The 20013-nt window shown below is 63.9% G+C and carries 21 protein-coding genes; 8 read left to right on the forward strand and 13 right to left on the reverse strand.

The annotated features are described in order from the left end of the window. Positions 1 to 34: 34 nt before the first annotated feature. The gene (locus tag P9273_RS15495) at positions 35 to 724 is read left to right on the forward strand and encodes an HAD family hydrolase (RefSeq protein ID WP_278049692.1); all 690 of its coding nucleotides are present in this window, start codon (positions 35 to 37) and stop codon (positions 722 to 724) included. 22 nt (positions 725 to 746) lie between these two features. Here P9273_RS15495 and P9273_RS15500 read toward each other — a convergent pair whose 3' ends face one another. Next, positions 747 to 1490, reverse strand: coding sequence for a hypothetical protein (locus P9273_RS15500; RefSeq protein ID WP_278049693.1), 744 nt, complete (start codon positions 1488 to 1490; stop codon positions 747 to 749). A gap of 128 nt (positions 1491 to 1618) precedes the next feature. Here P9273_RS15500 and thrC point away from each other — a divergent pair, with 128 nt between their 5' ends. From thrC to P9273_RS15520, 4 genes are read left to right on the forward strand one after another with little or no spacing between them, the layout of a single operon-like run. Then, complete coding sequence (thrC, locus tag P9273_RS15505) at positions 1619 to 3016, forward strand: threonine synthase (RefSeq protein WP_278049694.1); 1398 nt, start codon at positions 1619 to 1621, stop codon at positions 3014 to 3016. A 14-nt stretch (positions 3017 to 3030) separates the two neighbouring features. Beyond that, a complete protein-coding gene (locus P9273_RS15510; RefSeq protein WP_041002362.1) occupies positions 3031 to 4323 on the forward strand; it encodes a M16 family metallopeptidase in 1293 nt (430 codons plus the stop codon). A gap of 15 nt (positions 4324 to 4338) precedes the next feature. Then, complete coding sequence (locus P9273_RS15515; protein ID WP_278049695.1) at positions 4339 to 4935, forward strand: GNAT family N-acetyltransferase; 597 nt, start codon at positions 4339 to 4341, stop codon at positions 4933 to 4935. A 44-nt stretch (positions 4936 to 4979) separates the two neighbouring features. Continuing rightward, a complete protein-coding gene (locus P9273_RS15520) occupies positions 4980 to 7826 on the forward strand; it encodes an EAL domain-containing protein (protein ID WP_442920228.1) in 2847 nt (948 codons plus the stop codon). A 125-nt stretch (positions 7827 to 7951) separates the two neighbouring features. Here P9273_RS15520 and P9273_RS15525 read toward each other — a convergent pair whose 3' ends face one another. Next, entirely contained in the window at positions 7952 to 8560 is a 609-nt protein-coding gene (locus P9273_RS15525) for a YqgE/AlgH family protein (RefSeq protein WP_041002873.1), read from the reverse strand. Between the two features lie 125 nt (positions 8561 to 8685). On the opposite strand from P9273_RS15525, the gene P9273_RS15530 reads away from it, so the two are divergent. The 3 genes from P9273_RS15530 (at position 8686) to P9273_RS15540 (ending at position 10697) form a co-directional block, all read left to right on the forward strand. After that, the gene (locus tag P9273_RS15530) at positions 8686 to 9492 is read left to right on the forward strand and encodes a protein-disulfide reductase DsbD domain-containing protein (protein WP_336619392.1); all 807 of its coding nucleotides are present in this window, start codon (positions 8686 to 8688) and stop codon (positions 9490 to 9492) included. A 246-nt stretch (positions 9493 to 9738) separates the two neighbouring features. After that, entirely contained in the window at positions 9739 to 10221 is a 483-nt protein-coding gene (locus tag P9273_RS15535; RefSeq protein WP_278049699.1) for a peroxiredoxin, read from the forward strand. After that, complete coding sequence (locus P9273_RS15540) at positions 10221 to 10697, forward strand: DUF2938 domain-containing protein (protein WP_278049700.1); 477 nt, start codon at positions 10221 to 10223, stop codon at positions 10695 to 10697. The genes P9273_RS15535 and P9273_RS15540 overlap by 1 nt, the downstream gene beginning before the upstream one ends. A gap of 20 nt (positions 10698 to 10717) precedes the next feature. On the opposite strand, the gene rnhA is transcribed toward P9273_RS15540, so the two are convergent. From rnhA to coxB, 11 genes are all read right to left on the reverse strand, one after another. Continuing rightward, entirely contained in the window at positions 10718 to 11251 is a 534-nt protein-coding gene (gene rnhA / locus P9273_RS15545) for a ribonuclease HI (protein WP_278049701.1), read from the reverse strand. Continuing rightward, complete coding sequence (locus tag P9273_RS15550; RefSeq protein WP_278049702.1) at positions 11248 to 12210, reverse strand: homoserine kinase; 963 nt, start codon at positions 12208 to 12210, stop codon at positions 11248 to 11250. The genes rnhA and P9273_RS15550 overlap by 4 nt, the downstream gene beginning before the upstream one ends. A 6-nt stretch (positions 12211 to 12216) precedes the next feature. After that, the gene (gene ispH / locus P9273_RS15555; protein WP_041002378.1) at positions 12217 to 13221 is read right to left on the reverse strand and encodes a 4-hydroxy-3-methylbut-2-enyl diphosphate reductase; all 1005 of its coding nucleotides are present in this window, start codon (positions 13219 to 13221) and stop codon (positions 12217 to 12219) included. A gap of 76 nt (positions 13222 to 13297) precedes the next feature. Continuing rightward, positions 13298 to 14044 carry an SURF1 family protein gene (locus tag P9273_RS15560; RefSeq protein ID WP_442920224.1) on the reverse strand — a complete coding sequence of 249 codons (747 nt, stop codon included), beginning with the start codon at positions 14042 to 14044 and terminating at the stop codon, positions 13298 to 13300. 5 nt (positions 14045 to 14049) lie between these two features. Continuing rightward, on the reverse strand, positions 14050 to 14436 hold the full coding sequence (locus P9273_RS15565) for a DUF983 domain-containing protein (RefSeq protein WP_041002382.1): 387 nt from the start codon (positions 14434 to 14436) through the stop codon (positions 14050 to 14052). Between the two features lie 83 nt (positions 14437 to 14519). After that, positions 14520 to 15401, reverse strand: a complete 882-nt coding sequence (locus P9273_RS15570; RefSeq protein ID WP_041002384.1) for a cytochrome c oxidase subunit 3 — start codon at positions 15399 to 15401, stop codon at positions 14520 to 14522. A gap of 1 nt (position 15402) precedes the next feature. Then, positions 15403 to 16029 (reverse strand): cytochrome c oxidase assembly protein, encoded by a 627-nt coding sequence (locus P9273_RS15575; RefSeq protein ID WP_278049704.1) that lies wholly within the window; start codon positions 16027 to 16029, stop codon positions 15403 to 15405. Beyond that, positions 16029 to 16220 carry a hypothetical protein gene (locus P9273_RS15580; RefSeq protein ID WP_041002388.1) on the reverse strand — a complete coding sequence of 64 codons (192 nt, stop codon included), beginning with the start codon at positions 16218 to 16220 and terminating at the stop codon, positions 16029 to 16031. The genes P9273_RS15575 and P9273_RS15580 overlap by 1 nt, the downstream gene beginning before the upstream one ends. After that, entirely contained in the window at positions 16217 to 17161 is a 945-nt protein-coding gene (locus P9273_RS15585) for a heme o synthase (protein ID WP_278049705.1), read from the reverse strand. The genes P9273_RS15580 and P9273_RS15585 overlap by 4 nt, the downstream gene beginning before the upstream one ends. A 73-nt stretch (positions 17162 to 17234) precedes the next feature. Beyond that, on the reverse strand, positions 17235 to 18884 hold the full coding sequence (gene ctaD, locus P9273_RS15590; RefSeq protein ID WP_041002392.1) for a cytochrome c oxidase subunit I: 1650 nt from the start codon (positions 18882 to 18884) through the stop codon (positions 17235 to 17237). Positions 18885 to 18922: 38 nt separating this feature from the next. Next, the gene (gene coxB, locus P9273_RS15595) at positions 18923 to 19807 is read right to left on the reverse strand and encodes a cytochrome c oxidase subunit II (RefSeq protein WP_278049706.1); all 885 of its coding nucleotides are present in this window, start codon (positions 19805 to 19807) and stop codon (positions 18923 to 18925) included. Positions 19808 to 20013: the final 206 nt, after the last annotated feature.

Consider the following 20013-nt stretch of genomic DNA (forward strand, 5'->3'; position numbering starts at 1 on the left):
AGGCCCCCTTCCCCAGCTTTTTTTCCGGATTGCCATGCCTCAGCCAGATCTTGTCATTTTCGATTGCGACGGCGTGCTCGTCGATTCTGAAATCGTCGCCGCGCGCGTCGAAGCCGAGCTTCTGATATCGGCCGGCTTCGAGATCTCGGCGGAGGAAATTTCCGAGACCTATGCCGGGCTGACCTTCAAGGACATCATGCTGCGGCTCGAGGAGAAGTCCGAGATCCCGTTCCAGGCGTCGCTGATCGACCGCGCCGAGGAGTTGGTCGACCGCAAGCTGCGCAGCGACGTGCGCATCATCGACGGCGCCCGTGAGGCGGTCGCGGCCGTCACCGCGCCGCGCGCCGTCTGCTCCAATTCGCGCACCGAGCGGGTCGAATTCATGCTGGAGAAGGTGCGGCTGCTGCCCTTCTTCACCGGCCGCATCTTTTCGGGGCTGGACATTCCCAGCAAGAAGACCAAGCCGGCGCCGGACGTCTTCCTCTACGCGGCAGAGAAGCTCGGCGCCAACCCGAAGAACACCTTCGTCATCGAGGATTCCGTGCATGGCGTCGCCGGCGCCAGGGCGGCCGGCATGCGCGTCATCGGCTTCACCGGCGCCGGGCACAGCTATCCGGGTCATGCCGATGCGCTGACCGAGGCCGGCGCCGAGACGGTCATCCGGCGCTGGGCTGAGTTCAACAGCACGATCGCCGCGCTGTCGGAGTGGTCGGAAGACGCCTAAGGCTCGTTCTAATCTTGCCGCCTCAGTTCGTCGCCGGAGCGCGCTTCTTCCGCTTGCCCTTCGACTTATCCCCGGTGGCGGCCGGCGCGTTCTCGTCATAGCCGGCATAGGCCTGGTAGTCGCGCGCGGTCGGCTCCGGCACCAAGACATTGTTGTCGACAAAGACGAACTGGGTGGCGGCCGAGGGGTCGGTCACCTGCACCTGGTACGGATGCAATTGCGAATAAAGCACTTCGTCGCCGTGCTGGACGGCGATGCGGATCGGCATGGTGACGGTGCCGGGCGCGAACATCGGCCCCGGCACCACCTTGCCGGCGACCGCGATCTTCATCGACATCTGGCCGTTGGCATGGGTGCAATCGCGCGTCACATCGGTGATGGCGGCCTGGTAGATGATCTTCGACGGATCGTGATCGGGATCGATCGGCTGGCCGTTGGGGCCGGTCTGGGCGGCCGCGGCGGTTGCCTGGGCCTCGGCTTCCGCCGCCGGATCAAGCTTCTTTTTCTTGGGCTTCGCGGTTGCGCCCTTGGCATAGGTGTTGAAATAGGCGGTACCGTCGCGCAGCGTCACTTTGGGGCAATAGGCGCGCAGCTGGCTGGCGAGGATCTTGGGATCCTGGGGCGGCGGCGGCGCGGTCGGATCCTTCTTGCTGAAACCGAAGTCAAGAATGCCATTGTCGCTCGATTGGCAGCCGGCGACGGCAAGCATAAAGCCGGTGAGCGCCAGACCCGCGACAAAACGACGGTTGACCGAATAAAACGCCATGAAACTGCACTTCCCTCTCACAAAGCCGGTGACGTATAGCAACGGCGCGGCAAAAATGCGACTGAGCCGGCTCGGAAAATTAACCAATTGCCGTGGATGACGCGACCGGCAGCAATGGGCCTTTGACGATGCAATATGTGAGTACCCGCGGGGATGCGCCCGCGCTTGGATTTTCCGACGCAGTGCTGGCCGGCCTGGCGCGCGACGGCGGGCTTTACGTGCCGCGCGAATGGCCGCAGTTTTCCGACGCCGACATCCGTGGCATGCGCGGGCTTGCCTATCCGGACCTTGCCATCCGGGTCTTGACACCCTTTCTGGGCGGCGAGATCGCGGCGGCCGTTTTCGAGCGGCTGGTGCGCGAGGCATATGCCACTTTCCGGCACGAGGCCGTCTGCCCGCTGGTGCAGACCGGGACAAACACCTTCATCCTGGAGCTGTTCCACGGCCCGACACTGGCGTTCAAGGACGTGGCGATGCAGTTGCTCGCCCGCCTGATGGACCATGTGCTTGCCGAACGCGGCCAACGCGCCACCATCGTCGGCGCGACCTCGGGCGACACCGGGGGTGCCGCGATCGACGCCTTCGCCAGCCGCGACCGCACCGACATCTTCATCCTTTTCCCGCACGGCAAGGTCTCGCCGGTACAGCAACGGCAGATGACGACGTCTTCAGCCGCCAATGTCCATGCGCTGTCGGTCGAAGGCAATTTCGACGATTGCCAGGGCCTGGTGAAGGATATGTTCAACGATCACGGCTTTCGCGACCGGGTGTCGCTGTCGGGGGTCAATTCGATCAACTGGGCACGCATCATGGCCCAGATCGTCTATTATTTCTCGTCGGCGCTATCGCTCGGCGCACCCGACCGGCCGGTCTCCTTTACCGTGCCGACCGGCAATTTCGGCGATATTTTCGCAGGCTACGCCGCCAAGCGCATGGGCCTGCCGATCGAGCGGCTGATCATCGCCACCAACGACAACGACATTCTGGCGCGCACGCTGGCGAGCGGCGAATATCGCACCAAGGGAGTGTTCGCCACGACCTCGCCATCGATGGACATACAGGTATCGTCGAATTTCGAGCGCCTGCTGTTCGAGGCGGCCGGACGCAACGCTGAGACGGTCAGGCGCTACATGAACGGGCTGAAGCAGTCCGGCGCCTTCACCATCGACGAAGGCGAGCTCAAGCGCATCCGCGCCGAGTTCGACGCCGGCCGCGCGACGGTCGATGAGGTCGCCGCCACCATCCGTGCGACGCTGGAGAAAAGCAACTATCTGCTCGATCCGCATACGGCGGCGGCCGTTCATGTCGCCGCTTCCCATGCGTCCGGTCCGGTGCCCATGGTGGTACTCGGCACCGCGCATCCGGCGAAATTCCCGGCGGCGGTAGAGGCTGCGAGCGGCATCAGCCCTGCCCTGCCCGCATGGCTGGGCGGCTTGATGACAGCCGACGAAAAATACACGATACTTCCATCCGACTTGAAAATGGTGGAAGATTACGTGAGCCGCCACTCGCGGGCGGCGCGTTAGGGAGTACTTGCCATATGGGTGTTGAGGTAAGCCGTCTGTCGAACGGCCTGACAGTCGCCACCGAAACCCTTCCAAGCATCGAATCGGTAGCCTTAGGAGCCTGGGTCAAGTCAGGCGCCCGCAATGAGCGTGACGAAGAGCATGGCATGGCCCATCTGCTCGAGCACATGGCGTTCAAGGGCACCAAGCGCCGAAGCGCCTTCGAAATCGCCTCGGAAATCGAGAATGTCGGCGGCGAGATCAACGCCGCCACCAGCGTCGAGACGACCTCCTACTACGCCAGGGTGCTTTCCGACGACGTGCCGCTGGCCGTCGATATTCTGGCCGACATCCTGCAGGAATCCGAATTCGATCCCGACGAATTGGAACGCGAGCAGCACGTGATCCTGCAGGAAATCGGCGCCGCGCATGACACGCCCGACGACATCGTCTTCGACCGCTTCACCGAAACCGCCTTTCGCCATCAGACCATCGGCCGCTCGATCCTGGGCACGCCGGAGACGGTCAAATCCTTCACCTCGAGCCAGCTGCACGACTTCATCGAGCGGCAATATGACGCCGAACGGATGGTGATCGTGGCGGCCGGCGACATCAAGCACGACAATTTCGTGCGCGAGGTGGAGAAACAGCTCGGCGGCTTCCGCGCCAAGGCGGCGGGCAACATCCCGCAATATGCGCAATATGTTGGCGGCGATTTCCGCGAGGACCGCGACCTGATGGATGCGCAGATCGTGCTGGGCTTCGAGGGCCGCGCTTACCATGTGCGCGATTTCTACGCCTCGCAGGTGCTTTCGATGATCCTGGGCGGCGGCATGTCGTCGCGACTATTCCAGGAGGTTCGCGAGAAGCGCGGTCTCTGTTATTCGGTCTATGCCTTCCATTGGGGTTTTTCCGACACCGGCATTTTCGGCGTGCATGCCGCGACCGGGCAGAGCGACATCGCCAAGCTGGTGCCGGTCATCATCGACGAGTTGCAGAAGGCCGGCGAGAGTATCCAGCAGGAAGAGCTCGACCGGGCGCGCGCGCAATATCGCGCCGGCCTCATCATGTCGGCCGAAAGCCCGGCCAGCCGCGCCTCGCAGATCGCCAGGCAGCTGCTTTTGTTCGGGCGGCCGATCGCCAAGGAGGAATTGATGGAGCGGCTTTCGGCGCTGACAGTCGACCGGCTGACCGACCTCTCCTCGCGGCTGTTCTCGACCAAGCCGACGCTCACCGCGGTCGGGCCCGTGGGCACGCTTGCGCCCTACGAGGCGATCCTCGAATCGCTTGCGGGCCCGCAGACGACGGCCCGCCGGCTCGCCGTCTGACCTTCGACCAAAACCGTGTTTGCGCTCCCTTTCTTTCGCCGCGACCTGCCGGCATTGAAGGGCGACAAGGTCACGCTGCGCGTGCCATTGACCAACGACTATCGCGAATGGTCGACGCTACGCGGCGAAAGCCGTGCTTTTCTGGAGCCCTGGGAGCCGCGCTGGCAGCCTGACGAGCTCGACCGCACCGCATGGCGGCTGCGCATCAGCCGCTATCGTGAGGATTACGCGCAGGGCACGGCCATCGCCTTCTTCATCTTCGAAAAATCGAGCGGCAAGCTTGCCGGCGGCATCACGCTCGGCAACATCCGCCACGGCGTCGCGCAGAGCGGCCATATCGGCTACTGGATCGGCGAACGCTTCGGCGGCCGCGGCCTGATGACCGAGGCGGTCAAGCTGGTGTCGCGCTTCGCCTTCGATACGCTCAGGTTGCACCGGATCGAGGCCGCCTGTATTCCCGAAAACGCCCGGTCGATCCGCGTGCTTGAAAAAGCCGGATTCCGGCGCGAAGGACTTCTGCGATCCTATCTCAGGATCAACGGCATCTGGCAGGATCACTATCTCTACGCCCGGATCGCGGACGATCCGCCGGGCGATGGAACGAAGGGCTGAATGTGACGAATTCTCCGCGATTAGCGTCGCTGTTCGCCCTCATCATGACGGTCGTCGTCACACTTTTTTCGGCCATCCCGGCTTTCGCCGTCGAGCCGATCAAGATCGCGCGCGACGACAAGGCGCTGGACCTCTCCGGCGCCGTGGAAATCTACCGGAACCAGGGCGAGAATTTCCAGGTCTCGACCGCGCCCGGGCCCGACGGCATCGTGCGGCGCATCGAGGTGGAAGCCAATGACGCGCGCTCGAGCGGCGACTGGGCCGTCTTTGCGCTTGCCAACACAACCGACCAGCAGCTCGACCGGCTGATCGTGGCGCCGCATTTCCGCCTGGTGAATTCGGGCATCTTCTGGCCGGATCTCGGTTCGACGCGCATCGCCGCGATCACGCCCAGCGAAGGTTTCGCGCTCGACCGCCAGACAAGCCCTGACGCCGACGTGTTCCGGGTGACGCTGAACCCGGGAACGGTGGTGACCTTCATCGCCGAGCTCGCCTCGCCGAAGCTGCCGCAGGTTTATCTCTGGGAGCCGGATTCCTACAAGGACTCGGTCAATTCCTACACGCTGTTCCGCGGCATCGTCATCGGCATCTCTGGCCTGCTGGCGCTGTTCCTGACGATCCTGTTCGTGGTCAAGGGAACCTCGATGTTCCCGGCGACCGCGGCGCTCGCCTGGGCGGTGCTCGCCTATATCTGCGTCGACTTCGGCTTCCTCAACAAGATCATCGCGATATCGCCCGGCAACGAGCAGATATGGCGGGCCGGCACGGAGGTGGCCTTAGCCGCAACCTTCGTGGTGTTCCTGTTCGCCTATCTCAACCTCAACCGGTGGCACGGCCATTTCAGCTATGGTGCCCTGGTCTGGATCCTCGGCCTGCTTCTGATCGCGGGCGTGGCCATCGTCGATCCGGCGGTCGCCGCCGGCATCGCCCGCATCTCGTTCGCCGCCACCGCGCTGACCGGCCTCGGCCTCATCATCTTCCTCGGGATACGCGGCTATGACCGTGCGATCATGCTGGTGCCGAGCTGGGTCATGGTGCTGTTATGGCTATGCGGCTCGTGGATGGCGATCACCGGCATGCTGGACAACGACATCGCCCAACCGGCGCTGGGCGGCGGCCTGATCCTGATCATTCTCTTGATCGGCTTCACCGTCATGCAGCATGCCTTTGCCGGCGGCGCGCTGCATCAGGGCCTGTTCTCCGATCTCGAGCGGCAGGCGCTCGCCGTCGCGGGCTCGGGCGACATCGTCTGGGACTGGGACGTGCTGCGCGACCGCGTGGTGACCAAGCCGGACATCAGCCTGCAGCTCGGCCTCGCGCCGAACAGCCTCGGGGGCGCCGCCCGCAACTGGCTGCCGGTGCTGCATGCCGACGACCGCGACACGTTCCGCACCACGCTCGACGTGGTGCTGGAGCATCGCCGCGGCAAGGTGGCGCAGAACTTCCGCCTGCGCGGCGCGGACGGCCACTATCACTGGTTCTCGCTGCGCGCCCGCCCGGTGATCGGCTCCGACGGCGAGGTGATCCGCTGTGTCGGCACCATGGTCGACGTGACCGAGCAGAAGAAATCCGAGGAAAGGCTGCTGCACGACGCCGTGCACGACAATCTGACCGGCTTGCCGAACCGCGAATTGTTCATGAACCGGCTGGAGGCGATCATCTCTATCGCCCGCACCGAGGACAAAGTGCGCCCCACGGTCTTCATCATCGACATCGACCGCTTCAAGCAGGTCAATGACGGTCTGGGCATCTCGGCCGGCGACACCATCCTTCTCACCGTCGCGCGCAGGCTGCACCGGCTCCTCAAGCCGAAGGATTCGCTGTCGCGCTTTGCCGGCGACCAGTTCGCGCTGATGCTGCTTTCGGAACAGGACCCGGCCCGCATCGCCGCCATGGCCGACGCCATCAAGCACGCAATCAACAATCCGATCACCTTCGCCAAGCGCGAGATCGTGCTGACCGCCTCGATCGGCCTGATCACCTGGACGACGGCGCAGACCTCGGCCGAGGACATGGTCAAGGACGCCGAGCTTGCCATGCACCAGGCCAAGCGCTTCGGCGGCGATCGCATCGAGCCGTTCCGGCCCGCCTTCCGCACCGTCGGCACCGACCGGCTGCAATTCGAATCCGACCTTCGCCGCGCCATCGAGCGGCGCGAGTTCACGCTTGCCTACCAGCCGATCGTACGGCTGGAGGACGGCAGCGTCGCCGGCTTCGAGGCGCTGCTTCGGTGGGACCATCCGCGTCGCGGCATGATCCCGCCGGGGGACTTCATTCCGGTGGCCGAGAATTGCGGGCTGATCGTGCAGCTCGGCCTGTTCGCCATGCAGCAGGCGGCCGAGGACCTGGCCGCCTGGCAAAAGCAGATCGGCGACGCGCCGCTGTCGGTCTCGGTCAATCTGTCGAGCCGTCAGCTCATCCGCCGCGACCTGGTCAGCGATGTCCGTTCGGTCATCGCGCGCGCCAATCTGAAGCCGCGCTGCTTCCGCCTGGAGCTCACCGAGTCGCTGGTAATGGACAATCCCGAGCAGACCGCGCATGTGCTGACCAAGCTGAAGCAGCTCGGCATCGGGCTCTCGCTTGACGATTTCGGCACCGGCTATTCGTCGCTCTCCTACCTGACGCGCTTCCCCTTCGACACGATCAAGATCGACAAGAGCTTCGTCGACGACGCGACGCCGAAGCGGGCGGTGCTGCTCAAATCCATGGTCAACATGGCGCATGAGCTCGGCCTGTCGGTCGTGGCGGAAGGCATTTCGGACGAAAGCGACGCGCTTGAGCTGCGCCAGATGGGCTGTGAATATGTGCAAAGCTTCATGTTCGGCGCGCCGATGCCCGGCGACCAGGTGCTGAAGACGTTGAGGGAGCAGTATCCGCTGACCCAGGCTTAGATGGTGTGGGCGCGACGCCCACCAACTTCATTCTAGGGCGGAGCAAGGAGCGTAGCGACGCGCGCAGACCCTAGAATGACGAAGTTGGGGATGCTCCCGCTAACCCAAAAGCCATGACGAATGTGCTATGCGTGCCCCGCGGCGGCGCTCAGATGGGCGAGGTCGATGCCGATCGAGGCGAGGATACGGTCGTATTTGCGCTCGATATCGGTATCGAAGAGAAGCTCGGGCGTGGCTGGACAGGTGAGCCAGCCGTTCTCGGCGATCTCGCTTTCGAGCTGGCCGGCGCCCCAGCCGGAATAGCCGAGCGCCATCAGCGCATGGCGCGGGCCACGCCCCGTGGAGATGGCGCGCAGGATATCGACGGTTGCCGTCAGGCAGATGTCGTCGGAGACGTTGAGCGAGGATTCCACGCGATAGTCGCCGGAATGCAGCACGAAGCCGCGGCTGCGGTCGACCGGCCCGCCATTGCGCACGACGAAATCGCGCGTATGCGCCGGCAGGCGGATGGCTTCCTGCTCGTTCATGATGCCGAGCTGCACCAGCAGGTCCGGAAACAGCATCTGCTGCGTCTGGTTGATGATGAGCCCCATCGCGCCCTCGTCGCTATGGGCGCAGATGTAGATGACGGAGCGCGCGAAGCGGTCGTCCTTCATGCCCGGCATGGCAATCAAGAACTGGTCGTCGAGGAAGCCGCGTCCGGCGGCCGCCTTCTTGTGGCGCAGCAAGTCCATGGCCTGAGCGTAACGCGTTTCGGCAGCGCCGAAAAGATGGTGCGGGTCCCCGATGTCACGCAAATATGATACCGGAAGGCTGACGAAGTCATTGCGCGGCCAAGAACGGACGGTCAAATCACGGCATGCGATACATGAAAATACTGGTTGTCGGGGTCGTTTTCGGGTGGGCTGCCAGCCTCCCGGCCGAGGCCTCTTCCTCTGTCTGGTACAATACGGAAGGCGGCAAGGTGCGGCTGGTGACCACCGGCAAGCCCGACGAGGCCGGCAAGATCCACGGCGTGCTCGATATCGCGTTGAAGCCCGGCTGGAAGACCTATTGGCGCGATCCGGGCGATGCCGGCGTGCCGCCGCAGCTCGACATATCCGGCAGTACCAACATCGTCGACGCCCAATTGTCGTTCCCGCCGCCGCAGCGGCATGACGACGGCTACGGCAAATGGGCCGGCTACGATCGTCCGGTGTCGCTGCCGGTGACCTTCACCGTGTCTTCGCCCGGCCAACCGGCGACCATCGATGCCCATGTCTTCCTCGGCATTTGCGAGACGATCTGCATTCCAGTACAGACCCGGCTCAGCGTCGACCCCGGCTCCGATCCGGACAACGCGACCGACGCCGCACTGGTGAAAACCGCGCTTGCGACGCTGCCCTCCCCGGCCCGGTCCGATTTCGGCATCAGCGTGCTGCCCGGCGACCACGAAACCCTTGTCGTCCAGGCGCAGTCGCCCGGCGATCCGGAATCCGTGGATTTCTTCATCGCCGGCGAGCGCGACTACATGTTCGGCGCGCCGGTGCGCAACCAGAAGGACGGCAAGCTCGTCTTCACCGTGCCGATCCTCGACCGGCCGTCAGCGACGCCGACTGATGGCGGGCTCTACTACACGCTGACCAGCGCCGAGGGTTCGGTCGACGGGTTGCTGCCTTTCCCCTGATCCGGCATCTCTTTCCAAGCCGCGATTGCGGACGGAAGCCGCCTCACACTTTTCCTGGAATTGCTCTGGGAGCCGCAATTCCGGACGGAAACCGCAGCACACTTTCCTGGAATTGCTCTGAGAGCCGCGATTGCGGACGAAAAGCCGCTGCGCACTTTCCTGGACTTGTTGTGAGAGGTTGCTGGCGACCGCGCAGTCCGATATCGAAGGCGTCGGTCTTTCCCATCTCCCCCAAACGAGGCTCCCATGACCATTTCGGTTGGCGAAAAACTGCCTGACGTGACCTTCAAGACGATGACCGCCGATGGCGCGAAGGATATAACGGGCAAAGAGATCTTCGCCGGCAAGAAGGTGGTGCTGTTCGGTGTTCCCGGCGCCTTCACGCCGACCTGCAGCAACAATCATTTGCCGGGCTATCTGGAAAACCATGACGCCATTCTCGCGCGCGGCGTCGACACGATCGCCGTCGTCTCGGTCAACGACGTGCATGTCATGGGCGCCTGGGCGCGCTTCTCGGGCGGCGAGGGCAAGATCCTCTATCTCGCCGATGGCAGCGGTGATTTCGCCAAGGCCGTGGGGCTCGACAACGATCTTTCCGCGGCCGGCATGGGCCTGCGCTCGAAACGCTTCTCGATGATCGTCGACGACCGCAAGGTCGTGGCACTCAATGTCGAGACCAAGCCTGGCGTCAACGAGAGCGGCGCCGCCAAGATCCTCGAGCAGCTCTGATGCTGGATATCGTCTGGCGCGCGGTGGCGATCGGTATCGGTGCCACGGTGTTCATGGATATCTGGGCGATCATCCTCAACAAGACGATCGGCCAGCCATTGCCCAACTGGGGCATGGTCGGACGCTGGGTACGGCATCTGCCGGAGAGGATCTTTCACGACGATATCGGCAAGGCGGCGCCCTATGCGCATGAAAAGGCGCTCGGCTGGGCCTTCCACTACCTCGTCGGCATCCTCTACGGCGTGATCCTTGTCGTGCTCGCCGGCGCGGACTGGCTGGCGGCGCCGACCTTCCTGCCGGCCTTCATCCTCGGCATCGTCACCGTCGGGGCCGGCTGGTTCCTGCTGGCGCCCGGCATGGGCGCAGGCTGGGCGGCATCCAAGCTGCCCAATCCGACGAAGGTGCGCGCGCTCAACCTCGCGGCGCACACGGTGTTCGCGCTCGGCATGTTCTCGACAGCGCTGCTGATCCGCTGAAGAGAGAAGCCGTCGGACTCTCAATAGCTCTGGGTCGAACGTCTGGGGGCAGGCCTCCTTGCCGGGGCGCCTTCCTGCGCTGGCGCAGCCGTAACCGGCGCAGGCCTCGCCAGCTTCGGCTTGAACGGCGCCATGCCTTGCCGGGCCAGTTCGTCGGCGCGTTCGTTCTCCGGGTGGCCGGCATGGCCCTTCACCCAATGCCAGGTGACCTTATGGCGCCGGTTGGCCTCGTCGAGCGCCTGCCAGAGCTCGCCATTCTTGACCGGCTTTCTGTCGCCTGTCTTCCAGCCGTTTTTCTTCCAGCCATGGATCCATTTGGAGATGCCGTCCATGACGTATTTGCTGTCGGTGTAGAGATCGACCGTGCAAGGTTCCTTCAGCGCATTGAGCGCGGTGATGGCGGCGAGCAGTTCCATGCGGTTGTTGGTGGTCTCCGCCTCGCCGCCGGACAGTTCCTTGGTCACGCCGTTATAGCGCAGCACCGCGCCCCAGCCGCCCGGCCCGGGATTGCCCGAGCAGGCGCCGTCGGTGAATATCTCGATCTTCTTGTTCATGTCAGCCCGTATTCGGATGGCGACTTGATGGCGCGGTGGAAGCGCATGCGGCGGATATATTCGGTCGGGTCGCGCTTCATCACCAGCCCGCCGTCCGGAATGGTCAGCCAGTCATAGAGCCTTGTCAGCATGAAGCGCAGCGCCGAGCCGCGCGCCAGCATCGGCAGCGCCGTCTCCTCCTCGCCCGAGAGCGGCCGCACCGACTGATAGCCGGAAAGCAGCGCCGCGCCTTTGGTCAGGTTGAAGGAAAAATCCTTCTCGAAGCACCAGGCGTTGAGGCAGGTGGCCACATCATAGGCATAGAGGTCGTCACAGGCGAAATAGAAGTCGATCAGCCCGGACAGTTTCTCGCCGAGGAAGAAGACATTGTCGGGGAACAGATCGGCATGGATGATGCCTTGCGGCAGGCCCTTCGGCCAGTTGCGCTCGAAATCTTTGAAATCGGCATCGACCTCGGCCGCCAGCCCCGGCTCGACCTCGTCGGCGCGGTCGCGCGAGGCCGCCCAGAGCTTGCGCCAGCCCTTGATCGCCAGCGCGTTCGGCCTTCTCATCTGAAAATCCTGGCCCGCAAGATGGAGGCCGGCGAGCGCCTTGCCCACTTCGCCGCAATGGGCGGCGGTCGGCCGCCTGAGCGACAGGCCTTCGAGGAAGGTGATGATGACGGCGGGCCGGCCGGCCAGCGTGCCGATGACGGTGCCATCATGCGCGGTGACCGGCAGCGGGCAGGAAATGCCCTTCCTGGCGAGATGGCCCATCAGGCCGAGAAAGAACGGCAGGTCGGCCTTGTCGACGCGCTTTTCGTAGAGCGTCAGAATATAGGAGCCGGTCGAGGCGTGGACCAGGAAGTTGGAATTCTCGGTGCCCTCGGCGATGCCCTTGTAGGAGAGCAGCTCACCCACCGGATAGGCTTTGAGAAACGCGGTCAGTTCGCCTTCGTTGACGTCGGTATAGACGGCCATGCGGTTTCACGCCGCTCCGTTGACGAAGGCCATGTCGGCCGCCGTCAGTTCGACATCGCGCAGCACCCGCATCACCGGAAAATCCTCCGTTTCCGTGGCCGTGACGGCCAGATCGATGGTGACGTCGAAGCGCTGCCGGAACGCGTCGATGATCTCGTCGACGATGATCTCCGGCGCCGAGGCGCCGGCCGACAGACCAAGCGTCCTGATCCCGGCGATCTCATCCCACGGAATTTCGGCGGCGCGCTGCACGAGAAGCGACATTGTCGCACCCGCGCGCTCCGCCACTTCGACAAGGCGGCGCGAGTTGGAGGAGTTGGGAGCGCCGACGACGAGGAAAAGATCGGCCCCGACCGCCGTCTCCTTCACCGCTTCCTGGCGGTTGGTGGTGGCGTAACAGATCGATTCGGCGGCCGGTGCATGCAGTTCGGGAAACCGCTGCTCGAGCGCCCGGATGATGCCGGCGGTATCCTCGACCGACAAGGTCGTCTGGGTGACGAAGCCCAGCGCCGAAGCGTCGGCGGGCACGAAACGCGCCGCGTCGGCCTCGGTCTCGATCAGCGTCACGGCGCCCTCTGGCAGCTGGCCCATCGTGCCTATCACTTCCGGGTGGCCGGCGTGACCGATCAGGAGCACATGCCGGCCGAGCCGCTGGTGGCGCATCGCCTGCTTGTGCACCTTGGAGACGAGCGGGCAGGTGGCATCGAGGTAGAAAAGATTGCGCGCCTCGGCATCCGCCGGCACCGATTTCGGCACGCCATGCGCGGAAAAGACCACAGGCGACTGACGATGCTCGGGCGGTATCTCGGAGAGTTCCTCGATGAACACGGCGCCGAGGCTCTGCAGCCCTTCGACGACGTAGCGGTTGTGCACGATCTCGTGGCGGACATAAACCGGCGCGCCGTATTTCTTCAGCGCCAGCACCACGATTTGGATGGCGCGATCGACGCCGGCGCAGAAGCCACGCGGCTGGCAGAGCCTGATGGTCAGCGGTGGCTTTTTCTCAATCATGAATACTGGCCGGTTCGGTCGTAGCGCTGGACGCGAAATGAGGTGCGCGCCCCTCCCCTGTCAAGAGCGGCGGCGCTCACTGCTCTTTCGCCGGGCGACGGAGTCTCAGGATCAGCACAGCAGCAAGAGCGGCGGCCAGCCCGTACCAGGTGACGGCATATTGCAGGTGATTGTTCGGCAGGTCGATGATGGTGACGCCACCGACCGGCAGGCCGCCTGGGTTCGGCGTCTTGTCGGCATCGATGAAGAACGGCACCAGCACGAAGCCGGCCGGCAAGCCGGCCGTCGCCGCCATGACGTCGCGGTCCTTCCAATAGAAGATGTTCTTGGCGACGTCATTGTCGGGAAGCATCATCGACGGCTTTGCAGGCAGCGGATTGCGCGCGAGCCCGGTCACCGTCACCTTGCCGGCAATTTCGCCCTGCTGGCGCTTGCCCGGATCCTTGAGGTCGTAAGGAACGAAGCCGCGGTTGACGAGGACGAAGCGGCCGTCCTCGAGTTGCAGGGGCGTGTAGACGTTGAAGCCGCTGTCCCCTTCCCAGGTGGAAAAGAAATGCCGCTCGCCCTGGTGCAGGAAAGTGCCGGTCACCGTCACCGGGGTGTAATCGACGTCATGGGAAGCGGCGAACTCCTTCTCGACCTCGGCCAGCGGCAATGGCGCTGAATGCGTGCGCTTGTCGATGGTGGCGAGCAAGCCCTCCTTCCAGTGCAGGCGTTGGACCTGCCAGGTGCCCAGCCCGATCAGGACGGCGAACAGCACAAGGCCGAGACCAACCAGCAACGCCGAGCGCGGCCGTGTACGGCCGGCCACTGAGCCTGTCATCCCGTTCATCCCTGGGATTCCAGCCTGCCCTCGGAGGCCTTTTTCGAATATTGCAAGGTGATCAGCACGCCCTTGATCAGGCGCAGCGCCGTCAGGCAGAGCACCAGCGCCAGCGGTATCCACAAGATGAAGTGCAGCCAGAGCGGCGGGCTGAGCGTCACCTCCATCCACAATGCGAGGCCGACGACGATGAAGCCGATGATCAGGATGACGAACACCGCCGGTCCGTCGCCGGCATCGGCGAAGGAATAGTCGAGCCCACAATTGTAGCAACGCTTGCCGACGGTGAGGAAACCGGAGAACAGCTTGCCTTCGCCGCAGCGCGGGCAACGACCATGCAGGCCGGCCGAGATCGGATCGATGGGTGGCCAGATCGCCTTATCTTCATCCATGTCGGCACCCTAGACCTTTCCGCCCCAAAAAATAAGGCGGCCACGTCGCCGCAGCCGCCCTTGGGATTTGGAGGACCGTCGGTTTAATGGCCTTCGATTAGCGCGCCGTTCGAGGCCCAGACATAGATGCAGCTGAACAGGAACAGCCAGACCACGTCGACGAAGTGCCAGTACCAGGCGGCCGCCTCGAAGCCGAAATGCTGCTTCGGCGTGAAGTCGCCGCGCATCGCGCGCACCAGGCAGACCAGCAGGAAGATGGTGCCGATGATGACGTGGAAGCCGTGAAAGCCGGTCGCCATGAAGAAGGTGGCGCCGTAGATCGAATCCCGGAAACCGAACGGAGCGTGCATGTACTCGTAGGCCTGCACCATAGTGAACAGCATGCCGAGGCCTACGGTCAGCACGAGGCCGTTGACCAGGCCCTTGCGGTCGCCATGCAGTAGCGCGTGGTGTGCCCAGGTCACTGTCGTGCCCGACAGAAGCAGGATGATGGTGTTGTAGAGCGGCAGGTGAAAAGGATCGAGGACCTCCAGGCCCTTCGGCGGCCAGACGCCACCGGTGAAGGCGGTGCGGGCATACTGGTTTGCCTCGCCGGGGAAGAGACTTGCGTCGAAGAAGGCCCAGAACCAGGCGACGAAGAACATCACCTCGGAGGCGATGAACATGATCATGCCGTAGCGCAGGTGCAGCGACACGACGCGCGTGTGGTGGCCTTCATGCGCTTCCTTGATGGTGTCCGACCACCAGGCGAACATCGTGTAGAGCACGATGATCATGCCGATGAAGAACAGCCACGGATTGGCGATGTTGTGGCCGAAGACCGGGAAGTTGCCGCCCTTCAGATACTGCATCAGACAGACGCCGCCGACAGCGGTGACCAGCGCGCCGACCGAACCCAGGAAAGGCCAGGGGCTCGGGTTGACGAGATGGTAGTCGTGGTGTGGTTTTGCGTGCGCGTCTGCCATATCAACCCCCGAGGCTTGCTTCGGAATCTGGAACTTTGTTGCTGCTGCCAGCGGCCGGCGCCGACGAGGCGACAGGCTGTTTTTTTTCGACCGGGAACATCGTGTAGGACAGGGTGATCGTCTTCAAGTCCTTGAGTTCCGGCACATTGACGATGTCCGGATCGACATAGAACACGACCGGCATATCCAGCGTCTCGCCGGGCTTCAGCGTCGTGTCGGTGAAGCAGAAGCACTCCACCTTGTTGAAATAGGCGCCGGCCATTTCAGGCTGCACGTTGAACGAGGCGCGGCCGGTGATGGGGCGATCGAACTTGTTGGTGGCGCTGTAATGCGCCTGGGTGGTCTGGCCGATCTTGATCGTCACCGAACGGGCGACCGGCTCGAACTGCCACGGAATGCCGTTGGTGTTGGCATCGAAGCGGATGGTTATGTCGCGGTCGAGGATGCGACCGGCATATTGCTTCTCGGCGCGCTGCGTGGTGCCGCCATAGCCGGTGACCTGGCAGAACATCTTGTAGAGCGGCACCGCCGCATAGGCCATGCCGATCATGCCGGTGAAGAAGGCAAGGCAGACGGCGGCGACGATACCGTTGTTGACCTTGCGCGGGTTGCTCAAGTCGCCGCTCATCAGCCGCCTCCGAACAGACCTGAGCCGGTCAAGCTCGCGCCATGGTGGCCGAAGCGCACGATGGTGGCGGCATAGAAGACGATGACCAATGCGGCCAGCGCGACTCCGATGGCGACGGAGCGGTTGCGGCGCGCCTTGCGCTGGCGCTCGGTCAGCGTGACCAGTTCGAGGTCCTTGTCGGCCACGGTCATGCTCCCCCCATCATGAACGCGCGCCCGACGACGCAATCGACGAGATAGGCGGCGAAGATGGCGAAGAGATAGAGCAGCGAATAGCCGAACAGGGCCTTGGCCGGCTTCATCGCGCGGTCGTCATCAGCCATGGCAAGCACTTTCCAGGCGTACCAGACGAAGCCCAGGCCGAGGATCGCCGAGACGACGCCATAGCCGGCCGTGGTGTATCCGAGCGCCCAGGGCAGCACGCCGACCGGCGCCAGGATCAGCGCATAGGCAAAGATCTGCCGGCGGGTCGAGGCCTGGCCGGCGACATTCGGCATCATCGGGATGCCGGCGCGGGCGTAGTCGTCGGACTTGAACAGCGCCAGCGCCCAGAAATGCGGCGGCGTCCACAGGAAGATGATCAGGAACAGGATCACGCTTTCGAGGCTGACAGAGCCGGTCACCGCGGCCCAGCCGATCACCGGCGGGATGGCGCCGGCGGCGCCGCCGATGACGATGTTCTGCGGCGTCCAGCGCTTCAGCCACATGGTGTAGATGACGGCGTAGAAGAAGATGGTGAAGGCGAGAAGCCCTGCCGAGAGCCAGTTGACCAGCACGCCGAGCGTCATCACCGACAGCACCGAGAGCACGAGGCCGAAGCTCAGCGCCTCGCCTGGCGTGACGCGGCCGGCCGGCACCGGGCGGCCGGCGGTCCTGGTCATCACCGCGTCGATGTCGGCGTCGTACCACATGTTGAGCGCGCCGGAAGCACCAGCACCGATCGCGATCGCCAGGATGGCGATCACCGCCAGCAACGGATTGATGGCGACAGGCGCGGCAACCATGCCGACAAAGGCCGTGAACACGACCAGCGACATGACGCGTGGCTTCAGGAGGGCGAAGAAATCGCCGGCGGTCGCTTCCGACATGCGAAAGCCAACTTCCTCCATCAATCTGTCGTCGGCAAGGGCCATGCGTACTTAAAGTCCATGATTCCGTTGGCCAAGACCGCCGGCGAACCGGCGGCCTCGTGTTCTCGGAGGCCGCCTACTTGATCTTCGGCAGCTGTTCCCACTGGTGGAACGGCGGCGGCGAAGGCAGCTGCCATTCGAGCGTGGTGGCGCCCTCGCCCCACGGATTGGCGCCGGCGACGCGCTTCTTCTGGAAGGCCTCGAACACGCCGTAGAGGAAGATCGCAACGCCGACGGCAGCGATGTAGGAGCCGTAGGACGAGATCATGTTCCAGCCGGCGAAGGCGTCCGGATAGTCGACGGTGCGGCGCGGCATGCCGGCGAGGCCGAGGAAGTGCTGCGGGAAGAAGATCAGGTTAACGCCGACAAAGGTGACCCAGAAATGGGTGTTGGCGATAACCGGCGAGTACATATAGCCGGTCATCTTAGGGAACCAGTAGTACCAGCCGGCGAAGATCGCGAACACGGCGCCCAGCGACAGCACGTAGTGGAAGTGCGCGATCACGAAATAGGTGTCGTGCAGCGAGCGGTCGAGGCCGGCATTGGCCAGTTGGACGCCGGTGACGCCACCGATGGTGAACAGGAAGATGAAGCCCAGCGCCCACAGCATCGGCGGCTTGAAGGAGATCGAGCCGCCCCACATGGTGGCGATCCAGGAGAAGATCTTCACGCCGGTCGGCACCGCGATGACCATGGTGGCGAACACGAAGTAACGCTGCGTGTCGAGCGACAGGCCGGTCGTGTACATGTGGTGCGCCCAGACGATGAAGCCGACGGCGCCGATCGCGACCATGGCGTAGGCCATGCCGAGATAGCCGAACACCGGCTTCTTCGAGAAGGTCGAGACGATGTGGCTGATGATGCCGAAGCCCGGCAGGATCAGGATGTACACTTCGGGGTGGCCGAAGAACCAGAACAGGTGCTGGAAGAGGATCGGATCACCGCCCTGGTCCGGCACGAAGAAAGCAGTGCCGAAATTGCGGTCGGTGAGCAGCATGGTGATGGCGCCCGCCAGAACCGGCAGCGACAAGAGCAGCAGGAAGGCGGTGATCAGCACGGCCCAGGCAAACAGCGGCATCTTGTGCAGCGTCATGCCGGGCGCGCGCATGTTGAAGATGGTGGTGATGAAGTTGATGGCGCCAAGGATCGACGACGCGCCGGCGATATGGATCGACAGGATCGCGAGGTCCATCGCCGGACCAGGCTGGCCGGAGGTCGAGAGCGGCGGGTAGATCGTCCAGCCGCCGCCGACGCCGAAAGCGCCCGGCGCGCTCGGCACGAACATCGAGGAGAGCAGCAGGATGAAGGCCGGAGGCAGCAGCCAGAAGGAGATGTTATTCATGCGCGGGAAGGCCATGTCCGGCGCGCCGATCATGATTGGCACCATCCAGTTGGCGAAGCCGCCGATGAGCGCGGGCATGACCATGAAGAAGATCATGATCAGGCCGTGCGCGGCGCCGAAGGCGTTATACATGCTCTTGCCACCGTCGATGGCGGCGTCGCCCTGCATGCCGTAGACCATCTGCGCCAGGCCGCTGAATATCTGGATGCCCGGCTCCTGCAGCTCCATGCGGATGGCGACCGAGAGCGCGGCGCCGATGACGCCGGCAATGATCGCGAAGATCAGGTAGAGCGTGCCGATGTCCTTATGGTTGGTCGAGTAGACCCAGCGGACCCAGCCATGCGGCCTGTGGTCGCCATGATCGTGAGCTGCAGCCTCTGCCATGTTCCGCTCCGTTCCCTAAATCTTGCTAACCCGCGGCATCAGTTGCCGGCGGCCGCTACCTTGTTGGTACCATCGATCTCGGCCATCAGCGCCTTGTTGGCGGCAGGCACATCGGTCTTGGCCGTCTCCAGCCAGGTCTTGAACTGCGCATCGGACACGACGCGGACCGCGATCGGCATGAAGGCATGGTCCTTGCCGCAGAGCTGCGAGCACTGGCCGTAATAGAGGCCTTCCTTCTCCGCCTTGAACCAGGTCTCGTTGGTGCGGCCGGGCACGGCATCCATCTTGATGCCGAAGGACGGCACGGCGAAGGAGTGGATGACGTCGGTCGCGGTGATCAGCACGCGGGTCATGGTGTTGACCGGCACGACCAGCTCGTTGTCGACCGCGAGCAGGCGAGGATAGAGGGCGCGATCTTCCTTGCCGGCCTTGGCGCGGTCGGCATCCTGGAGAACCGCCGAGTTGAAGGAGAAGCTCTTGTCGACCTGGTATTCGTAATCCCAGTTCCACTGGTTGCCGGTCGCCTTGACGGTGAGCTTGGCTTCTTCCGGCGGGGTGTATTGCGCGGTGAGCAGCTGGAAGGAGGGAATGGCGATGAGCAGAAGCACGATCACCGGTCCGACGGTCCAGATCACCTCGATCAGAGTGTTGTGGCTGGTCCTGGACGGCACCGGGTTGGCGCTGGCGCGGAAGCGCAGGATGCAGACGAGCAGCAGCACCAGCACGAGGATGGTGATCGGGACGATGAACCACATGGTATAGTTCCCGAACCGCTCGATCTGCCGCATCATATCGGTCGCCGGCGCCTGGAAGGTCATTTCCCACGGCCGCGGCTGGTCGGCATGGGCCGCCCCACTGGAGAAGAGCACGGCTGAAGCTGCCGCACCTGCCAAGAATTCAGCGCTCGCCAGGAATTTCCTCATCGCCCTCTCGTCTCCCACTTCCCGCGATCTGGTCGCACCAATAACGGACGGTGCCGGGATCGGGAATCCCGGTTTGTCCCTAGGGTGGTTCAAACCATACTCTATTTGCCTCCGCAAGAAAGGAGCGGAGGAAACCGTGCGGCATTTTTGCGCGCAGGCCGAAGGCCGTCTTCAGGCCTCGGCGCACTATATGCGCAACGGTCGCA

The organism is Mesorhizobium sp. WSM4935 (assembly GCF_029625735.1).
Classification (GTDB): Bacteria; Pseudomonadota; Alphaproteobacteria; order Rhizobiales; family Rhizobiaceae; genus Mesorhizobium.

Bases quoted from the DNA above. Each gene is read 5' to 3' on its own strand.
- P9273_RS15570 (WP_041002384.1), bottom strand. From the start codon at position 15,401: ATGGCAGACGCGCACGCAAAACCACACCACGACTACCATCTCGTCAAC.
- P9273_RS15535 (WP_278049699.1), top strand. From the start codon at position 9,739: ATGACCATTTCGGTTGGCGAAAAACTGCCTGACGTGACCTTCAAGACG.
- P9273_RS15575 (WP_278049704.1), bottom strand. From the start codon at position 16,029: ATGAGCGGCGACTTGAGCAACCCGCGCAAGGTCAACAACGGTATCGTC.
- ispH (WP_041002378.1), bottom strand. From the start codon at position 13,221: ATGATTGAGAAAAAGCCACCGCTGACCATCAGGCTCTGCCAGCCGCGT.
- P9273_RS15495 (WP_278049692.1), top strand. From the start codon at position 35: ATGCCTCAGCCAGATCTTGTCATTTTCGATTGCGACGGCGTGCTCGTC.
- thrC (WP_278049694.1), top strand. From the start codon at position 1,619: ATGCAATATGTGAGTACCCGCGGGGATGCGCCCGCGCTTGGATTTTCC.
- ctaD (WP_041002392.1), bottom strand. From the start codon at position 18,884: ATGGCAGAGGCTGCAGCTCACGATCATGGCGACCACAGGCCGCATGGC.
- P9273_RS15530 (WP_336619392.1), top strand. From the start codon at position 8,686: ATGCGATACATGAAAATACTGGTTGTCGGGGTCGTTTTCGGGTGGGCT.
- P9273_RS15520 (WP_442920228.1), top strand. From the start codon at position 4,980: ATGACGGTCGTCGTCACACTTTTTTCGGCCATCCCGGCTTTCGCCGTC.
- P9273_RS15500 (WP_278049693.1), bottom strand. From the start codon at position 1,490: ATGGCGTTTTATTCGGTCAACCGTCGTTTTGTCGCGGGTCTGGCGCTC.
- P9273_RS15565 (WP_041002382.1), bottom strand. From the start codon at position 14,436: ATGGATGAAGATAAGGCGATCTGGCCACCCATCGATCCGATCTCGGCC.
- P9273_RS15560 (WP_442920224.1), bottom strand. From the start codon at position 14,044: ATGACAGGCTCAGTGGCCGGCCGTACACGGCCGCGCTCGGCGTTGCTG.
- rnhA (WP_278049701.1), bottom strand. From the start codon at position 11,251: ATGAACAAGAAGATCGAGATATTCACCGACGGCGCCTGCTCGGGCAAT.
- P9273_RS15585 (WP_278049705.1), bottom strand. From the start codon at position 17,161: ATGGCCCTTGCCGACGACAGATTGATGGAGGAAGTTGGCTTTCGCATG.
- P9273_RS15525 (WP_041002873.1), bottom strand. From the start codon at position 8,560: ATGGACTTGCTGCGCCACAAGAAGGCGGCCGCCGGACGCGGCTTCCTC.
- P9273_RS15580 (WP_041002388.1), bottom strand. From the start codon at position 16,220: ATGACCGTGGCCGACAAGGACCTCGAACTGGTCACGCTGACCGAGCGC.
- P9273_RS15550 (WP_278049702.1), bottom strand. From the start codon at position 12,210: ATGGCCGTCTATACCGACGTCAACGAAGGCGAACTGACCGCGTTTCTC.
- coxB (WP_278049706.1), bottom strand. From the start codon at position 19,807: ATGAGGAAATTCCTGGCGAGCGCTGAATTCTTGGCAGGTGCGGCAGCT.
- P9273_RS15540 (WP_278049700.1), top strand. From the start codon at position 10,221: ATGCTGGATATCGTCTGGCGCGCGGTGGCGATCGGTATCGGTGCCACG.
- P9273_RS15510 (WP_041002362.1), top strand. From the start codon at position 3,031: ATGGGTGTTGAGGTAAGCCGTCTGTCGAACGGCCTGACAGTCGCCACC.